Consider the following 24,728-nt stretch of genomic DNA (forward strand, 5'->3'; position numbering starts at 1 on the left):
GCCCCAACGAATACGAACACCGACACCACACCGCTAAACTCACGCTCGCCGCGTGATCAATAACCGCGTGCCCACCTTCACGGGGGAAGGCCCCCCGCCGCTGCGGCGGGCCGGGCTCCACGGCTCGGCCGGCCACCCGCAGCTCCAACGGGCCCAGCAGTCGAAAATCCGTCATGCCAACCCGTCTGATCGCTTCACTCCCCCACCTCGGGTGCGGATCCATCACAGCAGGCATGTGCGAGGTGGACAAGCTTTCAACAAGGTCGTCACCAGGTCGGCTCGCCACCATCGACATGAGAACGGGGCCTTGCCTCCGAAAAAACCAAAGGAGAGCACACGCACATGAACATGATCAAGAACGCGAAGAAGAGGATCGCCGTCGGCGCCGCGCTCACCATGGCCACGGCCGGCCTGGTCAGCGTCGGCCTGAGCACTCCGGCCAGTGCCGTCACGTGCAACAAGACGGTCAACGCGAGTGTGTCCGGGGGGCAGGCCAGCTGGGCCACCAGCTGCTCCGGCGGCAATATGCGCATCGCCGGCTGGGTGAAGGACACCAAGGCCGACGGGAAGTGCGCCCAGGTGAAGGCCATGTACTCGAACGGCACGCAGTGGAGCGCCAAGGCGTGCCCGGCGGACACCAACAACCCGAGCCACATCAGGTACTTCGACTTCAACGGCCCGGGCAGCGACGTACCGGTCTACCTGTTCACCGTCTGAGGCGACCGCGTCGTGGGGCCGGACGGAATCCGGCCCCACGATGGACGATATGAACGGAAGCCCCGGTGACCCCGGCGCAGGAGTCACCGCCTGATCTCCACAGAGATCAAGGGGCGCGCTGACGTGTGGCCCACTCGGCGGAGTCGGCAGGACCTTGGTGATTCGGGTCAGCCGCCTCCGCCGGGTGGGCTCCGGCACGCCTGGAAGCCCGGCCCGTCGGACAGCTACTCGCGGACCCCGGTGTCGCGCGGCGTGAGCCTGCCGCTCAGGGCAATCGGCCTGAGGAATGAAGCGCGTCGAACACCGTCTGGTCCACTGGCGAGACCCGCGCGAGGAGGACCGCATGCGCGGCACGGGCCTGTGGACCGCACATACGAGACAGGGACTGGATGCCGCGCTCGCGCAGATACCCCGCTCCTCCCAAGCCAAGATCCTGGTGCGGGTCGACGGCACCGGTGCCACGCACGGCCTGCTCAAGCGCCTTCAGGCGCTGAACACCACGCAGCGCAGTCAGCGACGTCAGCAGGGAGGCGCACTCCGGGTGACGCCGGTCGGCCGCGTTGAACGCAGCAGCCAGGGGTCCGGTGTCCAGGACCGTGGCGATCACACCGAGTCGCCGATGCGCTCGCAGGGGTTCACCCCCACTGGCGTGCGGACAGTCGCCCGAGAATCGCCAGGAATTTGTTCGATGTCCCCGCGTGTGTTCCTGTCTGGCGCGTCCCCCGGCGGCCCGTTCGCCGGGGAGGGCGGTCCTGGGGCGTCGGGCGGTGCCGGCGCCCCCGCCAGTGCGGCGGCGCGGAGGCCGGTTGGGGAGGGGGCCGCCGAGAGGGTGGTGCGCCGCTGGGCGGTCCAGCTCCCCGCTGGAGGCGGTGCCGGCCACCGCCCTCGGTGAGCCTGCGCGACGCACGTGAAGGGTCGGCCCCCCTGGTCGGCCCTTGCCTGCGAGCCGGCCCCCACGTGACTCTGCGCGTCATTCCGTTCGACGCGGGCTCGTTCCCCGACGCCGGGCAGACCGTGGTCTACCTGGAGGGGCCCGTGCCCCGGCTGGACACGGTTCAGATCGACAGTGCCCACGGTCCGGAATTCCTGTACCAGGAAGCCCAGTTGTCCAAGTACCGAACGCAACTGGACTGGATGGAAGCGCGTGCGCTGTCCCCCGAGGAGTCGTACGGGTTCATCCAGAACATCGCCAGCCACCTGTGAGGAGACGAACGTTCATGACGGACATCACCTGGGAAGACCCGTTCTGCGCCGAGAGATCAGCCTGCTTCCGCCTCGGCACCGACCCGACCGGCAACGCCTACATCGCGATAGCCGGCGCCGAGGACGCCTACCTCACCGACTCCCGCGAAGCGCTCCGCACGATGATCCTCGACATCAAGGCCGGCAAGGCCGATCACCTGCTCTGAGCCGGTGTCGCCTGCCCTGTCCCTACCCCGCCGGGCGGTAGTAGCCCAGTACCCAAGCCAGTTGTGCGAACCAACCCTGTAGCCGGTCCCTCGGCTTTGCCGTCACCATGCATTCGTAGACCCTGCCATCCAGGTGGACCACGGCGACCATGAGGGCCTTGCCGTTGGGGCTTGCCTTGTAGTGGACGCTGCGGATCTCGGGCCAGGGGAAGTCGATCGTGATGTCGTACATCTCGAAGGCGACGCCCGACGCGTCGACGACGACCGAGTTGTGCTTGTCGACCGCCAGGAACTCCGGGCCGGGCTGCGGCTGCGGCTGCGGCACGTACTGAGGAGGGCCCGCCTGCGGCGCGTATTGCGGCGGGGGCGGGCCGAAGCCCGGTGGGGTGGACGGTGGTGGAGGCGGGGGCTGGTCTGTCACAGCGGAAACCTACCCGGCCGCGGCTGCGCGCCCACTTTCGGTCCCCTCTGGCCCCGCTGAAACATTTCCCCGGACCCACTGCATCAATGAAGTGAGGGCAGCTGGGCAACCGACGCAGGGGGAACACTCATGAGGCAGGTCCGCGCGGACGAGTACGCCGAGTTCGCGGCGGCGCGTGCCCGACATCTGTATCGGTCGGCGTGTCTGCTCACCGCGGGGGACACGCACCTCGCCGAGGATCTGGTTCAGGAGACCCTCGGCAGGCTGTACGTCCGCTGGGGACGGGTGTCCCGGGTCGACAACCCGGCCGGGTACGCGCAGACCGTCCTCACCCGCACCTTCCTCGCCCACCAGCGCAGACGCAGCAGCCGCGAGCAGGCCGTGGACGTGTTCCCCGACATGCCCGACGGCAGCGGCAGCGACACGTCGTTGCGGCTGACGCTGATGCAGGCCCTCGGGCGGCTGCCGGCCAAGGACCGGGCGGTGGTGGTCCTGCGCTACTGGGAGGACCGGTCGATCGAGGAGACCGCCGACGCGATGAACGCCAGCTCGGCGGCCGTGCGGACGCGGTGCTCGCGCGCGCTCGGACGGTTGCGGGAGCTGCTCGGCGAGGACATGAGCGAGTACGCCAGGCCCTGAGGCCCAGCTGGCTCCGTCTTCGGTTCCGTCTTCGGTTCCGTCTTCGGTTCCGTCTTCGGTTCCGTCTTCGGTTCCGTCTTCGGTTCCGTCTTCGGTTCCGTCTTCGGTTTCGTCTTCGGCTCCGTCTCCGGTTTCGTCTTCGGCTCCCTAGTCGCTCCCCTCGCCATCCATCCTCTCCGCTCCCCTCGCCTCCTTCTCCAGCAGACGAGTTCAGTCCATCCCTCGTGGAAACGGTGGTTCACCATGCCCGTAGACCAGCACAGCGATCCCTTCGAGGAGCGGCTCTCCGCCGCTCTGCACGACGCCGGCGGTACCTTCGACAGTCCGGGCGGCGCGCTCGTCGCCGCGGGTCAGGCCCGGGGGCTCCGGCTGCGACTGCGGCGCAGGGCCGCGGTCGTGGGGGGTGCGGCGAGTCTCGCCCTCGTGGGGGTGGGCGGGGCGCTTCTGCTGCCCGGCGCCACATCCGCCCCGACGCCCTCCTCCGTCGCCGCCACCGGCAGCAGCAAGCCGACCTCCTACTCCGGTGACGACGTGGTCCGCACGCTCCAGAAGCTGCTTCCCAAGGGGAAGTTCACCAAGTCCGAGGCGCGTGGCACGGGCGAGCAGTTGCCGCCGCTCGCGGTGGGCGTGTTCGACGACGGCAAGGGCGAGGGGTCCATCTCATTGGGCCTGGAGCGGGTCCACTCGGACACGGGGAAGATCAATCCGTCCACCGCCGTGATGCCCTGCGCGGACAGCGAGCAGTCGGGCCTCGACAGCTGCAAGACCGAGCTTCTGCCCGACGGATCGGCGATCACCGTCTACCAGGGCTACGAGTATCCCGACCGCCGCGAGGACACCAAGGCGTGGGGAGCGGACCTGGTCACCCCGGCCGGGCAGCATGTGAGCGTCATCGAGTGGAACGCCGCGGCGGAGAAGGGGAAGCCGGTCACCCGTCCGGAACCCCCGCTGACGACCGCGCAGTTGAAGACGCTCGCCTCGGCGTCGCAGTGGCGCCGGATCGTCGACGCCATGCCCAAGGAGAAGAAGCCGACCGCCCCGACCGCCCCGTCGGGCACCAGGCCCGCGGAGATGGCCGGCTGGCTCATTCTGCGCAAGCTCAGTCTTCTGTTGCCGTCCGACCTGAAGCGCGTCTCGTACGGCAGCGAGGAGACCGGGTACGGCTACATGGTCGTGGACGACGGCAAGGGCGGGAGCCTGGTCCAGGTCAACGTGCAGCCGAACATGTCCGACGACGCCGACCAGCTGTACGGCCCCGGCTCCGAGACCCTCGCCGACGGCACGCGGGTCGCGGTCAAGCAGGGGCCGGGCGACAAGGGCGGGGCCGGGGTCGTGATGTGGACGGTCGACACCATGCGCAAGGACGGTCTACGCGTGGTGGTCAGCGCCTTCAACACCGCCCAGCAGAACAAGGCCGCGACCCGCGCGAAGCCCGCCCTCACGATCAAGCAGCTGCGGGCGATCGCGCTCAGCCCGCGATGGGTGAGCCAGAGCGACTGAGAGACGGAGGACGCAAGGGCGAGGGAGGAAGGTGAAGGTGGACTGGCCCTCCGGCGCAGGCTCAGGCCGCCCGAGCTCAGGCTCGGGCGGCGGCCGGCAGGGCCAGGATCCCCCCTAGGAGCTCAGAAGAACTCCGACCACGGCTGGTCCCAGATCTGCTTCACGCACAGCACAAGGAACAGCAGCCCCGCCAGCACGAGCATCGCGTTGCTCAGCAGTCCGTTGCGCCACTCCCTGGGCGTGCGGGAGGTGTTGAGCAGCCACAGCAGTGTCCCCGCCAGGAACGGCAGGAAGGCCGCGCCGAGTACGCCGTACAGGATGACCAGGCGGAACGGCTGGCCCTGGAAGAGCAGCACGATCGGCGGGAACGTCAGCCACAGCAGGTACGCCCGGAACGGCCAGGAGCGTTCCCGCTCGCCGGAGGCGACCTCGGCGCCGGTCGCCCCGCCGGTCGCCCCGCCCACCGACTCGCCCTGATGGCGGTACCGCGCCACGAAGTCGGCGAACATCAGGCTCACGCCGTGCCAGACGCCGATCAGGGAGGTGAAGGAGGTGGCGAAGAAGCCGATCAGGAAGAACTTGGCGGTCGCCGTGCCGTACTCCGCCTCCAGGATGTCGCTCAGCTGGACGAGCCCCTTGTCGCCGCTCGCGATCGCCACGTTCGCGGAGTGCAGCAGCTCCGCCCCGACGAAGAGCATCGCGACGACGAACACGCCCGTGGTGATGTACGCGACCCGGTTGTCGAGCCGCATGACCTTCATCCAGCCCGTGTTCGTCCAGCCCTTGGCGTTGACCCAGTAGCCGTACGCGGCCAGCGTGATCGTGCCGCCGACGCCGCCGATCAGGCCGAGGGTGTTGAGGACGGAGTCCTTCTCGTCGGGCAGGACCGGGAGCAGGCCCGCAAGTGCGTCGCCGAGGTTCGGGGTGACCCGGATCGCCAGGTACACCGTCACCACGAACATGACGCCCACCAGGACCGTCATGACCTTCTCGAAGACGGCGTACTTGTTGAACCAGACGAACACCAGGCCGACCAGCCCGCAGGCGATGGCCCACGACTTGAGGTCCATCACGTCCGGGAACAGCGCCTGGAGCGGCAGCGCGCTCGACGACATCGCCGCCGCGCCGTAGACGAAGCCCCAGACGACGACGTAGACGACGAAGAACCATGTCGTCCAACGGCCCAGGCTCGCCCAGCCGTCGAAGAGGGTGCGGCCGGTGGAGAGGTGCCAGCGGCCGGCCGCCTCGGCGAGGGAGATCTTGACGAGGCAGCCGACGACGGCCGCCCAGAGCAGGGTGTAGCCGAAGTTGCTGCCGGCGATGAGGGTGGCGACCAGGTCGCCGGCGCCGACGCCGGTCGCCGCGACCACGATGCCGGGGCCGATGTACTTCCAACTGGATTTGCGGGGGGAGGTGTTGCTGTGGAGGTCGATGTCGGATGGAGCCTCGGTGTCCGTGGAGTCTCCTGTGGGGGGTCCCGTGGTGTCCGCCATGAAGGTCAAGAAAGCCCAAAGAAGCCGGTCCGGCAAGAGGGCACACTCGATTACACCCGGAGGAGCTACGCGGGGCCGGGCAGGTCAAAGAAGGGCAACGCGGGCCGACACGGGGCAATGCGGGGCAACGCGGAGCTACTCGCAGGCGCAGGTGCCGAGTTCGAACCACACGGTCTTGCCCGGTCCGTCCTGGCAGCAGCCCCAGCGCCGGGCGAGCGCGTTCACCAGGAACATGCCCCGGCCGCTCTCCGTGCCGCCCGCATGCAGCACCTGCGGGGTGCGACGGCATGGGGGTCCCCCCGGCTCGAGCGGAGTCGAGAGAGAGGGGGAGTCGGCGACCTCGCAGCGCAGGACGCCGTGCGCGGCGCTCAGGGTGAGGCGGAAGCGGCTCGCGCTGTGCAGCAGGGCGTTGGTGGCCAGCTCGCTGACCAGTAGCTCGGCGGTGTCCACGAGCTCCTCCCGGTCGGCCGGCCCCCAGCCCTCCAACTGTCTGCGCACCTGCGCGCGGGCCTCGCGGACGGCGCTGGGCCGGGGGTCGTACTCGACACTCCAGTGGCCTGCCCCTATCGGCGGCTGGGGGTAGGCGCCGTACTGGGGGGCGGGGTCCGGGACGGGGCCGCTTCGCCCGGAAAGTCGCAGCATGGGGTCAGGATCTCCTTTTGGGCGCCGTCCGCGTACGGGGAGGACTACCCGATTCCGTACCTGTCGAGAGGCCGAGTCCGCACATCTATACGTACTGCAGCCGTACGGTCGTCCCGGCGCCGCCGCCCGTGCCCGACTGTCGGACGTCCACGTACGCGCACACCTGGCGGGCGAACCACAGGCCCTGGCCGGGCGCCAACTCGGCGGTCGGCGGCGGAACGAAGCCGGCGAGGGGGTCGTCGAGGCGGCTGGCCAGCAGTAGTTCGCAGACGCAGCCGGGGGCCTCGCCCCACAGCAGCGCGCCGGTGACCGGTGCGAGGGAGGCCGCCTCGGCGACGGCCGTGGCGAACAACTCCGCGTCGACGGCGGCCAGTCCACGGCCCGCAGCCCAGGCCCGGACGACGTCCGGCGCGGGGTCGGCGAGCGGTACGGCGTCCGCGGGGGTCAGCGGCAGCGGTACGGCGTCCAGCTCGGTGGCGAGGCGCAACGGGTCCTCGTACACGCCGCTGTCCGGGTGGGCGCGGCGGGCCGCCTCGCTGAGGGCGGAGCCGGCGGTGCGGGTGTCGTAGACGCACATGGCCGTGGTCGCCGTCGGCGCGAAGAGGAGGTTGGCGAGGGCCTCGTAGCGGATCCACTCGGCGCTCTCGCGCGGGGAGCGGCCGGCCCGGCCGTTCCACACGGGCTCCATGAGGAGGTGGGCCCGGCCGCCGGGACCGGTGTGCGCGGCGACGTGCGCGGCCGCCCGGGCGATGGCGTTGGCGGCGGAGCCGGTGTACCAGTCGGTGTGCGGGACGAGGCCGACGTCCTTCGCGTCGGCGCCGAGGGCGTCGCGCAGGAGGTCCAGCTTGTCGGGGGCGACGATGGCGACGGGCGGGGGCTCCTCGATGGCGGCCAGGCCCTCGGCGAGGAAGGGGAGGGCGGCGGCGACGAAGGCCTCGTCGGTGGCGGAGACGGACATACGGTGGTCGAACGTCCCTGGGGCGGCGGCGGTGGCGTCGGATTGAGCGGACATGGGTCCGGGGTCCCCATCGGTCGGGTGGGTGGGTGGGTGAGTGAGCGGGTCGGGGTTGGCTTCGAAGGGCGCGGTCCAGCCGGTAGCGGCCCTCTCGGGAGGCTCCGCAGACGGCCGCGCAGGCCGGAGAGGTGCACGAAGCGGACGCCGTCGGGGAAGGCCCGGGCCACGCGGGCCGCGATCCGGCCGGCCAGGCGGGTCTTGCCGACGCCGCCGGGACCGGTCAGGGTGATCAGTCGGACCCTGGCCAACAGCTCGCGCCCTGCCGCCAGTTCGCCGCGCCGGTCGACGAAGCTGGTCGTCTCCACCGGCAGGTGACAGTCCCGGCGCGGCGCTGATCCGCCCATGATCAGCCAGTCCTCTGAGGGTGTGATGCGGTGGGTTCCCGCGCGAGCCCTCAGCCTCCCCCGGGCCGTACATCTATGCACTCCCGCCTCACACGCATGGGCGTACTTCCCCAGGATCCGCTTCCGAAGGTGCGACCGTGGCTACAATGCGCGGCCGGTCGCTCACGGCTGCGCATGATTCAGGCCAACCGTCCCTTTGTCGTCTCTTGACCTGCTCATGCCATGCCCGGACGATGAGCGGCACCGCACCGCCGCACACAGCAAGCGCACAGCCCCCCACGACCGCTCCCCACAAGGAGAGTTCATGCGACTTCGCATTCGCGGCTCAGGATCCGGCGCTCTCGGCGCCCGCGGCGGCAGACGAACCGCCGTGCTCGCCACCCTGCTGGCCCTCGCCCTCGCCGCACCGCTCTCGGCGACGGTCACCGAGGCCGCGGCGGGCGGCGCCCCCAAGCCGACGGCCTCCGCCGACGACATCCGCCAGTACGAGATCCACATCGCCCACAGCACGCCCGGCATGCGCACCGCGATCGCCGCGTCCGGGGTCAGCGTCGACGAGGCCGACGAGGAGACCGTGGTGGTCTCCGGGCGCGCCGACCAGATCAAGAAGCTGCGCACACAGGGCTACGAGGTCTCCCTGCTCGGCTCGGCGCCCAACCGGATCGCCGAGAACGAGGTGCGGCTCTACGACTTCCCGTCCGCCGACTCGAAGTACCACAACTACGCCGAGATGACGACGGAGATCGACCAGCGCATCGCCGCCTACCCGAGCATCATGAGCAAACGGGTCATCGGCAAGTCGTACGGCGGCCGGGACATCATCGCCGTCAAGATCAGCGACAACGTCGGCACCGACGAGGCCGAGCCGGAGGTGCTGTTCACCCACCACCAGCACGCCCGCGAACACATGACCGTCGAGATGGCCCTGTACCTGATCCGCGAGCTGGGCGCCGGCTACGGCTCCGACTCCCGTGTCACCAACATGGTCAACGGGCGCGAGATCTGGATCGTCCCGGACCTCAACCCGGACGGCGGCGAGTACGACATCGCCACCGGTTCCTACCGCTCGTGGCGCAAGAACCGGCAGCCCAACTCCGGTTCCTCGTACGTCGGCACGGACCTCAACCGGAACTGGAACTACAAGTGGGGCTGCTGCGGCGGCTCTTCGGGGTCCACGTCCTCGGAGACCTACCGGGGTGCGTCCGCCGAGTCGGCGCCCGAGGTGAAGGTCGTCGCCGACTTCGTGCGCAGCCGGGTCGTGGGCGGGAAGCAGCAGATCACCGCTGGGATCGACTTCCACACCTACAGCGAGCTGGTGCTGTGGCCGTTCGGGTACACCGGCGCGGACACGGCGACCGGGATGACCGCGGACGACAACGCCGCGTTCAAGGCCATCGGACAGAAGATGGCCGCGAGCAACGGGTACACCCCGGAGCAGGCCAGCGACCTGTACATCACGGACGGGTCGATCGACGACTACCTCTGGGGCACGCACAAGATCTTCGACTACACGTTCGAGATGTATCCGTCGTCCAGCTCCGGGGGCGGGTTCTACCCGCCCGACGAGGTCATCGAACGGGAGACTTCCCGTAACCGGGACGCGGTGCTGCAACTTCTCGAGAACGCGGACTGTATGTACCGGTCGATCGGGAAGCAGAGCCAGTACTGCAGCTAGTCGGCATCCTTGGCTACGACGTCCTCGGCTTCGGTGTCCTTGGCTTCGGCGTCCTTGGCTTCGGCCTTGGCTTCGGTGTCCTCGGCTTCGGCCTTGGCTTCGGTGTCTTCTTCGCCGTCTTCGAAGTAGGCGTCGAGGACCGCGTCCAGTTGCTCGTCCCACTCCTTGAAGCGCGCCCTGGCCGTCGCCTCGATCTCGATCGGGTACCAGCGACGGTCAGGGGTGTGCACCGTGATGGTGAACCGCTTGCCGAAGCGCGGCGCCTCGGTCTCGATCGCGCCGATCTCGTCCCAGCGGAACTCGCACTCCTCCTCGTCGAGGCGGAGCCGGACTCCCTTGGCGTCGGCGGCGATCCGCGCACGACGGTCGGAGGCCTCGAAGACGGGACCGTCGGAGGACTCGTCCTCGGCGGACTCGTCCTCGGCGGTCTCCCCCGCCGGGGTCTGCGTCTCCGTCCCCTCGACGATGTCGCCCTCGGCCACATCCGCCGCATCCGCCTCGTCCGCCGCCTCGACCTTCTCGGCCGGCTCGGTGTCCTCCGGCTCCGCGATCGCGGGCGGCGTGAGCCCGGGGATGAAGGCCGGGTCGAATCCGGCGCCCTTCAGGGGCTCGCCCTCCAGGGGCTGGCTGCTCGAACCTATCCGCTGCTGCTCCACAGCGGGAAGTATGGTCGAAGATCCTGTGCCGGACACAGCCAGCCCCAACTTCGTTATGAGACGCCTACACGAGACGCCTACACGAACAGGCACAATACGGCCGCCACGACGAACCCCGCCACCGACAGCACCGTCTCCAGCACGGTCCACGTCCTGAGGGTGTCGCGCTCGCTGATGCCGAAGTACTTGGCCACCATCCAGAAGCCGCCGTCGTTGACGTGCGAGGCGAAAATGGAGCCCGCCGAGATGGCCATGATGACGAGGGCCACAAAGGCCTGCGAGTGGTCGCCCTCGGCGAGCAGCGGCGCCACGATGCCCGCCGTCGTCACGATCGCCACCGTCGCCGAGCCCTGGGCGACCCGCAGCACCACGGAGATCAGGTACGACAGGACGATCACCGGCAGGCCGACGTCGTTGAAGGTGTCCGACAGGGCCTGGGCCACCCCGCTCGCCTTGAGGACCGCGCCGAAGATCCCGCCCGCGCCGACCACCAGCAGGATGTTGCCGACCGGCTTCAGCGAGGCCGTGGAGACCGTCTCCAGCGACTTGCGGGACCAGCCGCGTCGGATGCCGAGCAGGTAGTAGGCGAGGAGCAGCGCGATCGTCAGCGCCACGAACGGGCTGCCGAAGAACTCGACGACCGAGCGGCCGGTGGAGGGGTCCAGGGCGATCGAGGAGAAGGTGGCCGCCAGGATCAGCACCAGCGGGGTGCCGATGATGCCGACGACCGTGCCGAGCGGCACCGGGTCCTCGCGCGGGAGAACGCCCTGCGCCCGCTGTTCCTCGACGACCGCCTGCTTCGCCTCCGCCGCCGCCTCGACCATGTCCTGCGGCACGGCGACGAAGATGCGGCGGCCGATCCACGCCGAGTACGCCCAGGCCGCCAGCACCGCGGGGATGCCGCAGACGACGCCCATGAGGATGACCCAGCCGAGGTCGACGTGGAGGAGGCCGGCGGCCGCGACCGGGCCCGGGTGCGGGGGCAGGAACGCGTGGGTCATGGACAGGCCGGCGAGCAGCGGCAGGCAGTAGAGCAGGATCGACCTGCCGCCGCGTTTGGCGGCCGCGTAGACGATCGGGGCCAGCACGAAGATGCCGACGTCGAAGAAGACGGGGATGCCGAAGATCAGGCCGGTCAGGCCCATGGCGAGCGGGGCGCGCCGCTCGCCGAACAGCCCCAGCAGCCGGGACGCCAACACCTCTGCGCCGCCGCTGACTTCGAGGACCGCGCCGAGCATCGTGCCCAGGCCGATGATGATCGCGACATGGCCGAGGATGCCGCCCATGCCGGACTCGATGGTGGAGACGGCGTCCGAGCGCTGGACGGTGCCGAAGAGTTCGGTCACGGACAGGCCGGCCAGCAGGCCGACGGCTATGGAGACCGCGAGGAGCGCCACGAAGGGCTGGAGTCTGACCTTGATGATCAGGAAGAGGAGGAGGGCTATGCCGAGGGCGGCGACCGTGAGGAGGCCTGCGGTGCCGTCGACGAGCAGGAGCAGGCCACCGGTGTGGGGTGGGGCCTGGGTGGGAGCGGATGCCGCGAGCAAGGGGGACATCGGGGGGTCCTCTGGGTAGGCGCATACTGCTTTCGGGCAGGGGGTACCGCGGGACGGCGCGGGGTGGTGCGCCGTCCCGGCATACGGGGCGCGGGAGTTGCCGGAGTTTCGCGAGTTGCGGAAGTTGCGGGAGTCGCGGAAGTTGCGGGAGCTGCGGGAGCTGCGGGAGCTGCGGGAGCTGCGGGAGCGTCAGCGGATCAGCCGAGGACGGCGAGTGCGTCGATCTCGACCAGGAGTCCCGCGGGAAGGCCGACGTAGACCGTGGTGCGGGCGGCGGGCGGGGCGGTGAGGGGCTGGGCCTCGAAGTAGGCGTTGTAGAGCTCGTTGAACTCGGCGAAGTGGTCCGTGTCCGTCAGGTAGACGCGGATCATCATCACGTCGTCCCAGCTCGCGCCGCCTTCCTCCAGGATCGCCTTGACGTTGGCGAGGGTCTGCAGGGTCTGCTCGCGCAGGGTGGGGCCGGCCGGCGTCGGGGGCTTGCCCTCCTCGGCGGGGAGGAAGCCGACCTGGCCCGCGACCTGGAGGATGTTGCCCTTGCGGACGCCGTGCGAGAACTTCGCGGGCGGGGTGGTGTGGGTCTTCGGGGTGAGCGCGATCTTCTCGGTCACGGTCTTCTCGGTCATGAGGTGGCTTCCTTGATCGGTGTCCTGCCGGAGTACTCGCCGCTGATGGCGTCCGCAGCGCGGCGCACCAGCGGGAGGAGGGTGAGGAGTTCGTCGGCGGTGACGACGACGTTCGGCGCGGAGACCGACATCGCGGCGACCACCCGGCCGTCGGCGCCTCTGATCGGCGCGGCGACACAGTTGATGGACTCCTCGTGGCCACCGAGGTCGGTGGCCCAGCCCTGTTCGCGCACCTTCTCCAACTCCCTCAGGAATGCGGGGGCGTTGGGGGTGGAACGGGCCGTGTAGAGGGGGTAGTCGAGCTTCTCCGCGACCGCCCGCCGCTCGGGCTCGGGCAGATCGGCGAGAAGCAGTTTGGCGACGGCGGCGACGGTGATGGCGACGGGCTTGCCGATCCGCGAGTACATGCGGACCGGGTAGCGGCTCTCCACCTTGTCGATGTAGAGGACCTCGCCCTCCTCGTGGACGGCGAGGTGCACGGTGTGCCCGCAGGACTCGTTCAGCCGGACGAGGTGGGGGTGGGCGATCTCGCGGATGTCGAGGTTCTCCATCGCCTCCTGGGCGAGGGCGAAGAGGCGGGCGCCGAGGCGGTAGCGCTGGTCGGACTGGCGGTAGACGAGGCCGTGTTCGTGGAGGGTGCGCAGCAGCCGCAGGGCCGTCGATTTGTGCACGCCGAGGCGGTCGGCGACCTGTCCGAGGTCGGCGGGTCCCTCGGCGAGCAGCGGCAGGATGCTCAGGGCGCGGTCGACGGTCTGGCTCATGGGGTGCGTACCTCCTCTTCGGCCCGGCCTTCCCGGTCTTCGGTGTGCGTCCAGCCGGGGCCGAGTCGAAGTGTCCCCCACGCGTCGGAGTCGAGGGCGGCCAGCCGGTCGGCGTGTGCGCGCGTCGGGGGGACGGCGAGGTCGCCGGGGGCGGTGAGGGCGGCTGCGGCCATCAGGTGTCCGTGCCGGAGCCGGTCGCGCACGGGCAGCCCGCGCAGGGTGGCGGACAGGAACCCGGCAGCGAAGGCATCCCCGGCGCCGACTGCCGCGCTGACCTGGACCGTCGGGGCGGATTCGAAGGTGACCGTCGTCCGGCCCGCGCCGGAGGGCGGCGTGGGACGGAGCCGGTGTGGGCGGTCCGGCGCCGGCGGGGCGCCGCCGTCGTGGCCGCCCGTGAATGCTGTCGCTCCCTGGGCTCCCTGCTTCACCACCAGCATGGTCGGCTCCGGCAACAGGGCCCTGATCGCCGTGGGTCCGCCTGTGACTCCCCACGCCTCCTGTGCCTCGTCCTCCCCCACGAACACGATGTCCGCGGCGCGTGCCAGTTCCAGCAGCACGCGCGGGCCGTCGGTGTCCCGCCACAGCCCGGGCCGGTGGTTGACATCGAAGGAGATCAGCGGGCGCCCGGGCCGGCAGGCCGTCAGTTCCCGCAGCAGGCCCAGACACTCCCCGGAGAGGGCGGCCGTGATGCCGCTCAGGTGCAGCACGCGGCCCGCCCGCACCGCCGTCAGGTCCGTGTTCGCCACGGACATCGCGGAGGCTGCGGAGCCGACCCGGTAGTAGGCGACCTCGTGCGCGTCGGTGGCGCGGTCCCCGGCGGTGCGGAAGTAGACGCCGGTCGGGCGGGCGGGGTCCCGGCGTACGGAGGTCACGTCGACCCCGTAGGAGGCGATGGTCTCGACGAGGTGGTCACCGAACCCGTCCGCGCCCACCCGGCTGACCCAGCGCACCGTGTGTCCGGCCGCCGCCAGCGCGCAGGCCACGTTGGACTCCGCGCCGCCGATGCCCCGGTCGAAGGACGGCACGTCGGCGAGGCGGCCGGGCCGGGAGGGCAGGAAGGCGACCATGGACTCGCCGAGCGCGACGACGTCCACGACGTCGGGGGCATTGCAGGGTCCAGTGGTGGTCACGATCCTCATAGCTCCCGTGCCTGTCGGCGGTTCCGTTGACCCCGCGTTGGCCGAGATGTTAGACAGCAGCAAGCGACATACGCAATGGACGTTGCACAGATTGCAACGCTCCTGATCAGGGAGGTTCCATGGGTACCGAGGCATTCGAGGCGCTCGCCCGACTCGCCGAGGAACGCGTCGACCACCGCTTCAAGGGCCTCCCGCCGGACGCCGACGGCCTCACCGTCGGCGAGCTGGCCGCCCAGCGCCGCAACCTCTTCACCGGCGGTTTCACGACGCCCGTGCTGGCGCTCTCCGCCGAGCGCCTGGAGCACAACCTGCGGCTCATGGAGACGTACACCGCCCGCCACGGGCTGGTCTTCGCCCCGCACGGCAAGACGTCCATGGCCCCACAGCTGTTCGCCCGCCAGATCGAGCACGGCGCGGTGGGCATCACCCTCGCGGTGCCGCACCAGCTGCGGGTGGCGCGGGCGTTCGGGGTGCGGCGGATCTTCCTGGCGAACGAGCTGGTCGACCCGGTGTCCCTGCGCTGGATCGCCGCCGAGCTGGACGCCGACCCCGACTTCGAGTTCGTCTGTTACGTCGACTCCGTGCGCGGCGTCGAGCTGATGGGCGCGGCGCTGCCCGACGCGGGCCGCTCCCTGGACGTCGTCGTCGAACTGGCCGCCGGTGAGGGCGCCCGCACCGGGGTCCGTACGGAGGCGGAGGCCGCGCTGGTCGCGGACGCGGTGGCCGCCGTGCCGTCCCTGCGGCTGGCCGGCGTCGCGGGCTACGAGGGCGAGGTGCCGCAGGCGACGCCGGAGCGGGTGCGGGCGTGGCTGGACCGGCTGATCGCGCTGGCCGTGGACTTCGACAAGGCGGGCCGGTTCGCTGGGCTGCACGAGATCGTGGTCAGCGCGGGCGGCAGCGCCTGGTTCGACACGGTGGCGGACGTGTTCGCCGGGATCCCCGAACTGTCCGCTCCCGTACTGAAGTTGCTGCGTTCCGGCGCGTACGTGTCGCACGACGACGGCCACTACCGCAAGCTGACCCCGTTCAACCGGGTGCCGCAGGAGGGCGCGCTGGAGCCGGCGTTCCGCCTGTGGACGCAGGTCGTCTCCCGCCCCTCCCCCGACCAGGCGTTCGTCAACGCGGGCAAGCGGGACGCTGCCCACGACCTCGATCTGCCCTTCGCCCAGGTGGTCCGCCGTGACGGCACGGAGGGCCCCGCCACCGGCGTCTCGGTGACCGGGCTCTCCGACCAGCACGCCTGGCTGCGCACCACGCAGGAGGCGGACCTGCGGGTCGGCGACTGGGTGGGCCTCGGCCTGTCCCATCCGTGCACGACGTTCGACAAGTGGCCGCTGATCCCGGTCGCGGAGGCGGACGGCACGGTCGTCGACTACATCCGCACCTTCTTCTAGGAGCCGCAGCGATGGAAGACCTCGTCATCCGGGACGCGGACGTCGTCGACGGCACCGGCGCGGACTCCTACCGCGCGGACGTGCTGATCGACGACGGACGGATCGTCGCGATCGTCAAGGAGGCCGCCGCGGCGGGCTGTCAACGCCCGAAGGCCGTACGGGAGTTGGACGCGGAGGGCCTGACCCTCTCGCCCGGCTTCATCGACATGCACGCCCACAGCGACCTCGCCCTGCTGCGCGACCCCGACCACAGTGCGAAGGCCGCGCAGGGCGTCACCCTGGAAGTCCTCGGCCAGGACGGGCTGTCGTACGCCCCGGTCGACGACCGCACCCTGGAGGAGGTCCGCCGGGCCATCACCGGCTGGAACGGTTACGGCGACGACCTCGACTTCGACTGGCGGTCGGTGGGCGAGTACCTGGACCGTCTGGACCACGGCTTCGACGGCGAGGGCATCGCCGTCAACGCGGCCTATCTGATCCCGCAGGGCACGGTGCGCGCCCTCGCCGTCGGCTGGGAGGACCGCCCGGCGACGCCTCGGGAGCTGGACCGGATGCGGCGACTGGTCGCGGAGGGCCTGGAGCAGGGCGCGGTCGGCCTGTCGTCCGGCCTGACGTACACGCCCGGCATGTACGCGCCGGACTCCGAACTGACGGAACTGTGCCGGGTGGTGGCGCGCCACGGCGGCTACTACTGCCCCCACCACCGCAGTTACGGCGCCGGCGCGCTTCGGGCGTACGCGGAGATGGTGGAGCTGACCCGCGCGGCGGGCTGCCCGCTCCATCTCGCCCACGCCACCATGAACTTCGGCGTGAACGAGGGCCGCGCCCCGGAACTCCTGACCCTCCTGGACAAGGCCCTGGACGCCGGCGCCGACATCACCCTCGACGCCTACCCCTACACCCCGGGCTGCACCACCCTCGCCGCTCTCCTGCCCAGTTGGGCGAGCGAGGGCGGCCCCCGGGAGATCCTGCGCCGCCTCGCGGACGACGACACGGCCGCCCGGATCCGTCACGACCTGGAGGTGACCGGCGCGGACGGCTGCCACGGCGTGCCCGTCGACTGGGACACGGTCGAGATCTCGGGTGTGGGCGACGAACGCCTGGTGGACCACGTCGGCCGCACGGTCCAGGAGTCGGCGACCCGGCGGGACGAGGAGCCCTGGACGACGGCCCGCCGTCTGCTCCTGGAGGACCGGCTGGCCCCGACGATCCTCCAGCACGTGGGCCACGAGGAGAACGTCCGCACGATCATGCGCCACCGCGTCCACACGGGCGGCTCGGACGGCGTCCTGGTCGGCGCCAAGCCGCACCCGCGCGCCTACGGCACGTTCCCGCACTATCTCGGCCACTACGCAAGGGAGTTGGGGATCCTGTCGCTGGAGGAGTGCGTGTCCCACCTGACCGGCCGCCCGGCGGCCCGGCTGCGTCTGCCCGACCGCGGCCTGATCCGCGAGGGCCACCGCGCCGACCTGGTCCTGTTCGACGCGGGCACGGTGGCGGCGGGTTCGACCTACGAAGCCCCCCGCACGCTCCCGACGGGCATCCCGCACGTCCTGATCGACGGCCGCTTCGTCATCGAGGACGGCAGGCGCACGGAGGTGCTGGCGGGGCGGGCCATTCGACGTACGCCGCTGTGACTTGCCTTGGGGGCGCGGGGAACTGCGCGACCAGCCCCCGCGCACCCGCAGACAAGCACGGCGTGACCCAGCGGCGCGCTACGGCTTGGGCAGGACGCACCCGCTCGCGCTCAGGTTGAGCTGGTTGCCGGTCGTGAAGCAGGCCGGGATCTGGTAGATCTCCTGGGCATAGTTGATGCCCTCACGAACGACGACGTTGCCGCTCGCGTCGACCTCGCACGGGTTGTTCTCGGTGCAGCGCTGGCCGTCCTCGTTGCCCGTGTTGTTGACGGCGACGACCTTGCCGGTGGACTGGTCGATCACCGGCGAGCCCGAGGTGCCGCCGATGGTCTGGCAGGCGGACGTGTATCGGACCGAGTCCTTCCAGGTCCAGTCGCCCTCCTTCAGGCGGTACACGAACCCGTCGATGTTGCAGTTGTAGAGCCTCTTCCAGTAGCCGGAGGCCACGGTGATGGCGGTGCCGGCGGTCGGGTGGGTGTCCTGCACGGTCAGCGCGGAGATCCCGTAGGAGCTCCTGATCGCCGCGTAGGTGCTGGTGAGCTGGTAGATCGACACGTCGGTGTCGGTCATCGTCCCGTAGGCGAGCTTGCTGGCGCGCAGGGTCGCCACCTTGCTGCCGGCGGAGTTGAGCAGGCTGAAGGTCCGGCTGGACGCCTGGTTGACGAGCACCTCGCCCGGCTGCGGGAAGCCGGTCGACAGGCAGTGCCCGTTGGAGAGCACCAGCGCCGGGGCGGTGTCCAGGGAGTTCGGGAAGCGGATGACCGAGCCGGAGCAGTTGCTGAGCGCGACGGTCCCGGCGAGGTTGACGGCCTTGAGCGTGGGCGCGGCCGTCCTGGTGGCCGCGGTGGTGTCCGCCTTGACCGCGATCGTGGAAGCCGAGGCGGCGGGGGCCGCGCTCACCGGTGCGGCGACCGCGGGTGCCGCGCCCGCCCCGGCGATGGCCAGGGCGAAGAACGCGGCGACGAGAGGCTTTCTCATGTGGGGGTCCCCTCTTACGACAAGGCGACCGGAGATCTTCCGGTCGCCCGCTGCTGGGTCATACCTGTTTTGTCATGCGCATTGTTAGTGCCGGAGGAGGAGAGATCAAGGGTCTGTTTTCAGCCGCGGGCAGGGGGCCACGGCCGCACGCCCGATCCCTCGCATGGCGAGGCCGACCCGCGCGGGCCTATCGCGGAAGGGACTCTCCGCGCCCATCGCGCCCCATCGCCGGCGGCCGTCGCCCACCCGCCGTCGCGAGGGAGGTCGGCTCTCGTGGACCTGTTCGACCCCGTCCTCCACGAGGGCACGTACTCCTCGCCCCGTGTGCGGCACGCGCATCTGGAGACCCACGGCTCGATCGCCTGGACGGAGAACGGCCGGCTGAACGTCCGCACCAGCTCGCAGTCGCCGTCGATCGCGAAGGTCGAACTCGCCCATCTGTTCTCGCTGCGCCCCGACCAGCTGCGCGTGTTCTGCGCCCGTGTCGGCGGCGGCTTCGGCGGCAAACAGGGGGTCATCTCGGAGGATCTGGCGGCGCTCGCCGCGTTGGACACCGGGCGCCCCGGACGGTGAAGCTCGAAGCCAGACACGACGGCACCCTCACCGCGTTCCAGGTCCGCAACGTGTCGAACACGGGCGCCTACGGCAACCACGGCGGTGAAACGCTGTACGCGGGCGGCGCCGCCGTCATGATCTACCGCTGCCCCGACAAGAAGTACGACGCGTTCTCCGTCTACACCAACACCGTGCCGAGCGGAGCGCTGCGCGGGTACGGGATGACCCAGCCGGCGTTCGCCGTGGAGTCGGCGATGGACGAACTGGCGCTCGCGCTGGCCCTCACCTGTTCAAGGTCCCTCAGCCGAGACCTGGCTCACCCGTCCACAACCTCCCCGGACAGAACACCTAGCGCCGCTTGACGCCTCCGCGCCCGTGTCCGCGGCCGCCGTTGCCGGCCGTCGGGGTGGTCGGCGTGGGGGGCTGGGAGGCGGCGGTGGGCGACTGCGTCGCACTTGTGCCGGGGCCGGTGACCGCGCTCGGCGAGGGGCTCGCGGGGGCGGCGGAGGGCGACGTCTCGGCCGGGGCGGCGGCCGACTCCGGCCCAGGGGTGCCGGACGCGCTCCGCGGGCTCCCCGCCGCCGGCGACGCCGACCCCTCGTCCGGCCGTTCGGTACGCGTCTCCCCGCTCTTCGCGTCGCCGGACGACCAGCCTGCGTACCCGGCGATCGCCGCGGCCAGCGACACCGCCCCGACGGCGACGATCACCCGGCGTGAACGCCTGCCATCCGTCCGGCGTGCGGCGCGCCGGCGGTCCGCGCGGCCGCCCGGCTCCGCCCGGGCCGGGGCGACCCGGGGCAGCTCGGTCGTCTCGTCGTAGGCGTTCTCCCAGCCGTGCGCGGCCGCCGGGTCCCGGTACTCCTCGTACGAGGTCGGGTCGGCGGCCTCGTACAGGTGGTACACGTTCGGCCGCACCCGGGGTACGGCGTTCTCGCCTGGCGTCGACATGGGCGCGGATTGTAGAGACAGGTGTGGCCCGTGGGACAGCCACCGGCGATAAGCGTGCAAAACACCCGTCTCACGTGGCGGAAAACACCCCCCGGCACGCGTTACCGAGCCGTAAGCTCCCAGACATGCAGGTGATCCAGTCGACCAAGCTCGCCAACGTCTGTTACGAGATCCGGGGCCCGGTTCTCGAGGAGGCGATGCGCCTGGAAGCGGCTGGTCACCGCATCCTCAAGCTGAACACCGGCAACCCGGCCGCCTTCGGCTTCGAGGCCCCGCCGGAGATCCTGGAGGACATCCTCCGCAACGTCTCCTCGGCGCACGGCTACGGCGACGCGAAGGGCCTGCTGGCCGCGCGCAGGGCCGTCGTGATGCACAACCAGACACTCGGCATAGAGACGGACGTCGAGCACGTCTTCATCGGCAACGGCGTCTCCGAGCTGATCGTCATGGCGATGCAGGCGCTGCTGGACGACGGGGACGAGGTCCTCGTCCCCGCGCCCGACTACCCGCTGTGGACCGCCGCCGTCTCGCTCTCCGGCGGCACCGCCGTGCACTACCGGTGCGACGAGCAGGCCGACTGGATGCCCGACCTCGCGGACGTCGAGCGGAGGGTCACCGACCGCACCAAGGCGATCGTCATCATCAACCCGAACAACCCGACGGGCGCCGTGTACGACGAGGCGATGGTCCGCGGGCTGACCGACATCGCGCGTCGGCACAACCTCCTGGTCTGCTCGGACGAGATCTACGACAAGATCCTCTACGACGGCGCCACGCACACCCCGACCGCCAAGGTCGCCCCGGACCTGCTCACCCTCACCTTCAACGGCATGTCGAAGGCGTACCGGGTGGCCGGCTACCGGGTCGGCTGGATGTCGATCTCCGGGCCGCGCGCACACGCCGACTCCTACATCGAGGGCCTGACGATCCTGGCGAACATGCGCCTGTGCGCGAACATGCCGGGGCAGCACGGCGTGGTCGCCGCGCTCAGCGGGCGGCAGACCATCAACGACCTGGTGCTGCCGGGCGGGCGGCTCAAGGAGCAGATGGACACGGCGTACGAGCTGCTCACGCAGATTCCGGGGGTGAGCTGCGTGCGGCCGAAGGGGGCGCTCTATCTCTTCCCGCGCCTCGACCCCACCGTCTTCAAGATCAAGGACGACCGGCGGATGGTCCTGGACCTGCTCCGCCAGGAGAAGATCATGGTCGTCCAGGGCACCGGGTTCAACTGGCCGGAGCCGGACCACTTCCGGGTCGTCACCCTGCCGACGGCGACGGATTTGCGGGACGCGATGGGCCGGATCGGCCGCTTCCTGGACGGCTACGGCCAGCCGTAGCCGCGGCTACGGGGCGCGGCTACAGAACACCCGGGACGACTCAACCTTAGACGAAATCCAATGTAGGATGGTTTCCTGAGATCACAGGAGGCCATCCTCATGTACGAACCGATCCGCACGCCTTCTTCCCGAGGGTCTGCCCACATCGCGATGGCCGGCACGTCCTCCGACTTCCCCCACCGTTCCCGCGAGGAGGAGCTGGACATCCAGCTCGCCGGTCATCTCGCGGCGCTGCTCGCCGTCACCGACGAGTTGCACGCGACGGCCCCGTCCGCCGACCTGGACACCGCGGGCACCCGGCTCGCGCAGCAGGTGGCCCGGCTGCGGGGAGGGCGGACGCCGGTCCGCTCGGCCCCTCGCCCCACCGCCCCGGCGCAGCCGCACCTCACGGCCCTGCACGAGCGGGCGCACGCCCTGGCGGGCCGGGCCCTCCTCGTCGCCGCGTCCCGCGCGGACACCGCGTCGGCGATCCTCGCGGCCCGGCGCATGGACGCGCACGCCGCGGCACTGGCGGAGAACGCGGAGAACAAGGAACTGAGCACCGCCGGCTGACTCCCTTCGGGGACCATGAACGGCCCCGGTCCGCGTGCACCCGCAGCGACGCGCGGACCGGGCGCCACCCGCGCCCGAGCGGGCGGAATCCGCGCTTCCCGTTGAGTTCCGGGTCTCCCCCTTCACCCCCCGTTCGCCCGGACCGCCCAGGCACGGGGGTTTCCGGGAGCACGCTCCACCGGTGAGACGAATCGCAGGAATCGTCCGCCCCGCGGCCCGGCGCCCTGGGCGAGATCCGCGTTGACTTCGGGCGGCTGCGGGAGTACCTGGACGGCGTGGAGCTGCCCCCGGCCGCCGCCGGACGGCTCATCGAGCTGACCGAGTTGCCGACCGCGCTGCTCAAGACCGGCTGGGTCGGCGAGGTGCTCGCCCAGGACCCGGAGGGCGTGCACACCCTGTCCCGCGCGGTACGGCAGGACATCCCGGAGGCCGTCGACACCTACGTACGGACGCGGTGGTGGACGCGGCTCGCGCCGGGGCAGGAGTCGCCGGAACGGCATCTGCAGCGCCAGCTCGGTCTCCTCCACGAGGAGGAGGCGGAGCGGCTGGCGGCGAGCCTGCGCGAGACGGAGGCCCGACGCCAGCAGCCGCACACCCGCTACCTCGAGGAACGCAACCAGTAACAGGCGCGGAACAGCAGCAGACGCGGAACAGCAGCAGACGCGGAACGGCGGAGAAAGGCGAAGGCCTGTCGTCGCGCTCCTCCCGTCGGGGCGGACGGGAACGCGCGACGACAGGCCCGGGACCCCGCACGCCGTTGTGCGGAGCCTCGCCGGTCCGTGGTGCTCAGCCCAGGCGCTGTACCAGTGCGTGGTACTCGTCCCACAGTTCCTTGGGCGTGTGCTCGCCGAAGGTGTTGAGGTGGTCGGGGACCAGGGCGGCCTCCTCGCGCCAGACCTCCTTGTCGACCGTGAGGAGGAACTCCAGGTCGGAGTCGGCAAGTTCGAGGCCGTTCGTGTCGAGGGCGCCCTTGGCCGGCAGCACGCCGATCGGGGTCTCGACGCCCTCGGCCTTGCCGTCGAGGCGCTCCACGATCCACTTCAGGACGCGGCTGTTCTCGCCGAAGCCGGGCCAGACGAACTCGCCCGCGTCGTTCTTGCGGAACCAGTTGACGTAGTAGATCTTCGGGAGCTTTGCCTGGTCCTTGTCCTTGGCGACGTCGATCCAGTGGCCCATGTAGTCGCCCATGTTGTAGCCGCAGAACGGCAGCATGGCGAACGGGTCGCGGCGCAGCTCGCCGACCTTGCCCTCGGCGGCGGCGGTCTTCTCGCTCGCCACGTTGGCGCCGAGGAACACCCCGTGGTTCCAGTCGAAGGACTCTGTCACCAGCGGGACGGCGGACGCGCGCCGGCCACCGAAGAGGATCGCCGAGATCGGCACGCCCTTGGGGTTCTCCCACTCGGGCGCGATGATCGGGCACTGGGCGGCGGGCGTGGTGAAGCGGGCGTTGGGGTGGGCGGCCGGGGTCTCGGACGCCGGCGTCCAGGAGTTGCCCTTCCAGTCCGTCAGGTGGGCCGGGGTCTCCTCCGTCATGCCCTCCCACCAGACGTCGTTGTCGTCGGTGAGGGCGACGTTGGTGAAGACCGAGTTGCCCCACAGCGTCTTCATCGCGTTGGCGTTTGTGTGCTCACCGGTGCCGGGCGCGACGCCGAAGAAGCCGGCCTCGGGGTTGATGGCGTAGAGCCGGCCGTCCTCGCCGAAGCGCATCCAGGCTATGTCGTCGCCGATCGTCTCGACGGTCCAGCCGGAGACGGTGGGCTCCAGCATGGCGAGGTTGGTCTTGCCGCAGGCGGACGGGAAGGCGGCGGCGACGTACTTCGACTCACCGGTGGGCGGGGTGAGCTTGAGGATCAGCATGTGCTCGGCGAGCCAGCCCTCGTCGCGGGCCATCACCGACGCGATGCGCAGGGCGTAGCACTTCTTGCCGAGCAGGGCGTTGCCGCCGTAGCCGGAGCCGTAGGACCAGATCTCGCGGCTCTCGGGGAAGTGCGAGATGTACTTGGTGGAGTTGCACGGCCACGGGACGTCCGCCTCGCCCTCCGCGAGGGGCGCTCCGAGGGTGTGGACGGCCTTCACGAAGAACCCGTCGGAGCCGAGCTCGTCCAGCACCGGCTGTCCCATCCGCGTCATGGTGCGCATGGACACGGCGACGTAGGCGGAGTCGGTGATCTCGACGCCGATCGCGGACAGGTCCGAGCCCAGCGGGCCCATGCAGAACGGCACGACGTACATCGTCCGGCCCCGCATCGAGCCGCGGAACAGGCCCTTCTCACCGCTGAAGATGTCCCGCATCTCGGCGGGGGCCTTCCAGTGGTTGGTGGGGCCGGCGTCCGCCTCCTGCTCGGAGCAGATGAAGGTGCGGTCCTCGACCCGGGCGACGTCGGTGGGGTCGGAGGCCGCGTAGTAGGAGTTGGGGCGCTTGATCGGGTCGAGTTTCCGGAAGGTGCCCTTCTCGACGAGCTCCCCGCACAGGCGCTCGTACTCGGCCTCGGATCCGTCACACCAGACCACGTTGTCCGGCTGCGTGAGTTCCGCGATCTCGTTCACCCAGGAGACGAGCTCCTGGTGGTCGGTGGGGATGACGGGGGGAGCCGCGATGTCGCGCGCCACGATTGCTCCTAAATGAGGGGTTTTTGGATTGGAGGCCCCGTGGGGGCTGCGACCCGGATGCTTCACGGTGGTGACCCTGGCGCTCATCCGGTGTCGACCGCACTCATTTGATCATCCGACTGTACCG

The 24,728-nt window shown here is 70.6% G+C and carries 22 protein-coding genes and 3 pseudogenes; 12 read left to right on the forward strand and 13 right to left on the reverse strand.

Annotated features, from left to right (window positions below; genetic code table 11):
• Positions 1-342 precede the first annotated feature (342 nt).
• A complete protein-coding gene (locus tag ACIBTS_RS39705) occupies positions 343-717 on the forward strand; it encodes a hypothetical protein (protein ID WP_399325534.1) in 375 nt (124 codons plus the stop codon).
• Positions 718-982: 265 nt separating this feature from the next.
• Here ACIBTS_RS39705 and ACIBTS_RS39710 read toward each other — a convergent pair whose 3' ends face one another.
• Positions 983-1,324: a hypothetical protein gene (locus ACIBTS_RS39710; RefSeq protein WP_399325536.1), complete on the reverse strand. Its 342-nt coding sequence runs from the start codon at positions 1,322-1,324 to the stop codon at positions 983-985.
• 344 nt (positions 1,325-1,668) lie between these two features.
• Here ACIBTS_RS39710 and ACIBTS_RS39715 point away from each other — a divergent pair.
• Positions 1,669-1,920 (forward strand): annotated as a pseudogene (locus ACIBTS_RS39715) (Scr1 family TA system antitoxin-like transcriptional regulator); the annotation flags it as partial.
• Between the two features lie 14 nt (positions 1,921-1,934).
• Positions 1,935-2,126 carry a hypothetical protein gene (locus tag ACIBTS_RS39720; RefSeq protein ID WP_399325538.1) on the forward strand — a complete coding sequence of 64 codons (192 nt, stop codon included), beginning with the start codon at positions 1,935-1,937 and terminating at the stop codon, positions 2,124-2,126.
• A 22-nt stretch (positions 2,127-2,148) separates the two neighbouring features.
• Here ACIBTS_RS39720 and ACIBTS_RS39725 read toward each other — a convergent pair whose 3' ends face one another.
• A complete protein-coding gene (locus ACIBTS_RS39725; protein WP_399325540.1) occupies positions 2,149-2,547 on the reverse strand; it encodes a hypothetical protein in 399 nt (132 codons plus the stop codon).
• Positions 2,548-2,676: 129 nt separating this feature from the next.
• Between ACIBTS_RS39725 and ACIBTS_RS39730 the strand changes: the two genes are divergently transcribed.
• Positions 2,677-3,186 carry a SigE family RNA polymerase sigma factor gene (locus ACIBTS_RS39730; RefSeq protein ID WP_079660057.1) on the forward strand — a complete coding sequence of 170 codons (510 nt, stop codon included), beginning with the start codon at positions 2,677-2,679 and terminating at the stop codon, positions 3,184-3,186.
• 243 nt (positions 3,187-3,429) lie between these two features.
• Positions 3,430-4,686, forward strand: a complete 1,257-nt coding sequence (locus ACIBTS_RS39735) for a hypothetical protein (RefSeq protein ID WP_399325542.1) — start codon at positions 3,430-3,432, stop codon at positions 4,684-4,686.
• Between the two features lie 122 nt (positions 4,687-4,808).
• Here ACIBTS_RS39735 and ACIBTS_RS39740 read toward each other — a convergent pair whose 3' ends face one another.
• From ACIBTS_RS39740 to ACIBTS_RS39750, 3 genes are all read right to left on the reverse strand, one after another.
• Complete coding sequence (locus ACIBTS_RS39740) at positions 4,809-6,179, reverse strand: Nramp family divalent metal transporter (protein WP_399325544.1); 1,371 nt, start codon at positions 6,177-6,179, stop codon at positions 4,809-4,811.
• Between the two features lie 135 nt (positions 6,180-6,314).
• Positions 6,315-6,821 carry an ATP-binding protein gene (locus tag ACIBTS_RS39745; RefSeq protein ID WP_399325546.1) on the reverse strand — a complete coding sequence of 169 codons (507 nt, stop codon included), beginning with the start codon at positions 6,819-6,821 and terminating at the stop codon, positions 6,315-6,317.
• Between the two features lie 85 nt (positions 6,822-6,906).
• Entirely contained in the window at positions 6,907-7,833 is a 927-nt protein-coding gene (locus ACIBTS_RS39750) for an anti-sigma factor RsbA family regulatory protein (RefSeq protein WP_399325548.1), read from the reverse strand.
• Between the two features lie 651 nt (positions 7,834-8,484).
• On the opposite strand from ACIBTS_RS39750, the gene ACIBTS_RS39755 reads away from it, so the two are divergent.
• Positions 8,485-9,855, forward strand: coding sequence for a M14 family metallopeptidase (locus tag ACIBTS_RS39755; RefSeq protein ID WP_319672285.1), 1,371 nt, complete (start codon positions 8,485-8,487; stop codon positions 9,853-9,855).
• Here ACIBTS_RS39755 and ACIBTS_RS39760 read toward each other — a convergent pair.
• From ACIBTS_RS39760 to ACIBTS_RS39780, 5 genes are all read right to left on the reverse strand, one after another.
• Positions 9,852-10,511 (reverse strand): hypothetical protein, encoded by a 660-nt coding sequence (locus tag ACIBTS_RS39760; protein ID WP_399325550.1) that lies wholly within the window; start codon positions 10,509-10,511, stop codon positions 9,852-9,854. The two genes, ACIBTS_RS39755 and ACIBTS_RS39760, sit on opposite strands and share 4 nt — an antisense overlap.
• Positions 10,512-10,588: 77 nt before the next feature.
• Complete coding sequence (locus ACIBTS_RS39765; RefSeq protein WP_399325552.1) at positions 10,589-12,067, reverse strand: GntP family permease; 1,479 nt, start codon at positions 12,065-12,067, stop codon at positions 10,589-10,591.
• Positions 12,068-12,264: 197 nt separating this feature from the next.
• Positions 12,265-12,675 carry a RidA family protein gene (locus tag ACIBTS_RS39770; RefSeq protein WP_399325656.1) on the reverse strand — a complete coding sequence of 137 codons (411 nt, stop codon included), beginning with the start codon at positions 12,673-12,675 and terminating at the stop codon, positions 12,265-12,267.
• An 11-nt stretch (positions 12,676-12,686) separates the two neighbouring features.
• Positions 12,687-13,451, reverse strand: coding sequence for an IclR family transcriptional regulator (locus tag ACIBTS_RS39775; protein WP_079660071.1), 765 nt, complete (start codon positions 13,449-13,451; stop codon positions 12,687-12,689).
• Complete coding sequence (locus ACIBTS_RS39780; protein WP_399325554.1) at positions 13,448-14,590, reverse strand: sugar kinase; 1,143 nt, start codon at positions 14,588-14,590, stop codon at positions 13,448-13,450. The genes ACIBTS_RS39775 and ACIBTS_RS39780 overlap by 4 nt, the downstream gene beginning before the upstream one ends.
• Before the next feature lie 119 nt (positions 14,591-14,709).
• On the opposite strand from ACIBTS_RS39780, the gene ACIBTS_RS39785 reads away from it, so the two are divergent.
• Entirely contained in the window at positions 14,710-15,984 is a 1,275-nt protein-coding gene (locus ACIBTS_RS39785) for an amino acid deaminase (RefSeq protein WP_399325556.1), read from the forward strand.
• Positions 15,985-15,995: 11 nt separating this feature from the next.
• Positions 15,996-17,621, forward strand: coding sequence for an amidohydrolase family protein (locus tag ACIBTS_RS39790; RefSeq protein ID WP_399325558.1), 1,626 nt, complete (start codon positions 15,996-15,998; stop codon positions 17,619-17,621).
• Positions 17,622-17,699: 78 nt separating this feature from the next.
• Here ACIBTS_RS39790 and ACIBTS_RS39795 read toward each other — a convergent pair whose 3' ends face one another.
• Positions 17,700-18,599 carry a serine protease gene (locus ACIBTS_RS39795; RefSeq protein WP_319672290.1) on the reverse strand — a complete coding sequence of 300 codons (900 nt, stop codon included), beginning with the start codon at positions 18,597-18,599 and terminating at the stop codon, positions 17,700-17,702.
• A 324-nt stretch (positions 18,600-18,923) separates the two neighbouring features.
• Here ACIBTS_RS39795 and ACIBTS_RS39800 point away from each other — a divergent pair.
• Positions 18,924-19,516, forward strand: a pseudogene (locus ACIBTS_RS39800) (molybdopterin cofactor-binding domain-containing protein).
• Here the strand turns inward: ACIBTS_RS39800 and ACIBTS_RS39805 are convergent.
• Positions 19,503-20,102, reverse strand: a complete 600-nt coding sequence (locus tag ACIBTS_RS39805) for a hypothetical protein (RefSeq protein ID WP_399325560.1) — start codon at positions 20,100-20,102, stop codon at positions 19,503-19,505. The pseudogene ACIBTS_RS39800 and the gene ACIBTS_RS39805 sit on opposite strands and share 14 nt — an antisense overlap.
• A 125-nt stretch (positions 20,103-20,227) precedes the next feature.
• On the opposite strand from ACIBTS_RS39805, the gene ACIBTS_RS39810 reads away from it, so the two are divergent.
• From ACIBTS_RS39810 to ACIBTS_RS39820, 3 genes and pseudogenes are all read left to right on the forward strand, one after another.
• Entirely contained in the window at positions 20,228-21,439 is a 1,212-nt protein-coding gene (locus tag ACIBTS_RS39810; RefSeq protein ID WP_319672292.1) for a pyridoxal phosphate-dependent aminotransferase, read from the forward strand.
• 99 nt (positions 21,440-21,538) lie between these two features.
• The gene (locus ACIBTS_RS39815; RefSeq protein ID WP_399325563.1) at positions 21,539-21,991 is read left to right on the forward strand and encodes a hypothetical protein; all 453 of its coding nucleotides are present in this window, start codon (positions 21,539-21,541) and stop codon (positions 21,989-21,991) included.
• Positions 21,992-22,200: 209 nt separating this feature from the next.
• A pseudogene (locus tag ACIBTS_RS39820) lies at positions 22,201-22,614 on the forward strand (hypothetical protein); the annotation flags it as partial.
• 163 nt (positions 22,615-22,777) lie between these two features.
• Here ACIBTS_RS39820 and ACIBTS_RS39825 read toward each other — a convergent pair.
• A complete protein-coding gene (locus tag ACIBTS_RS39825) occupies positions 22,778-24,601 on the reverse strand; it encodes a phosphoenolpyruvate carboxykinase (GTP) (RefSeq protein WP_399325564.1) in 1,824 nt (607 codons plus the stop codon).
• Positions 24,602-24,728: the final 127 nt, after the last annotated feature.

Origin of the sequence: Streptomyces sp. NPDC050121 (assembly GCF_044460385.1) — a bacterium.
Lineage (GTDB): Bacteria > Actinomycetota > Actinomycetes > Streptomycetales > Streptomycetaceae > Streptomyces > Streptomyces soliscabiei.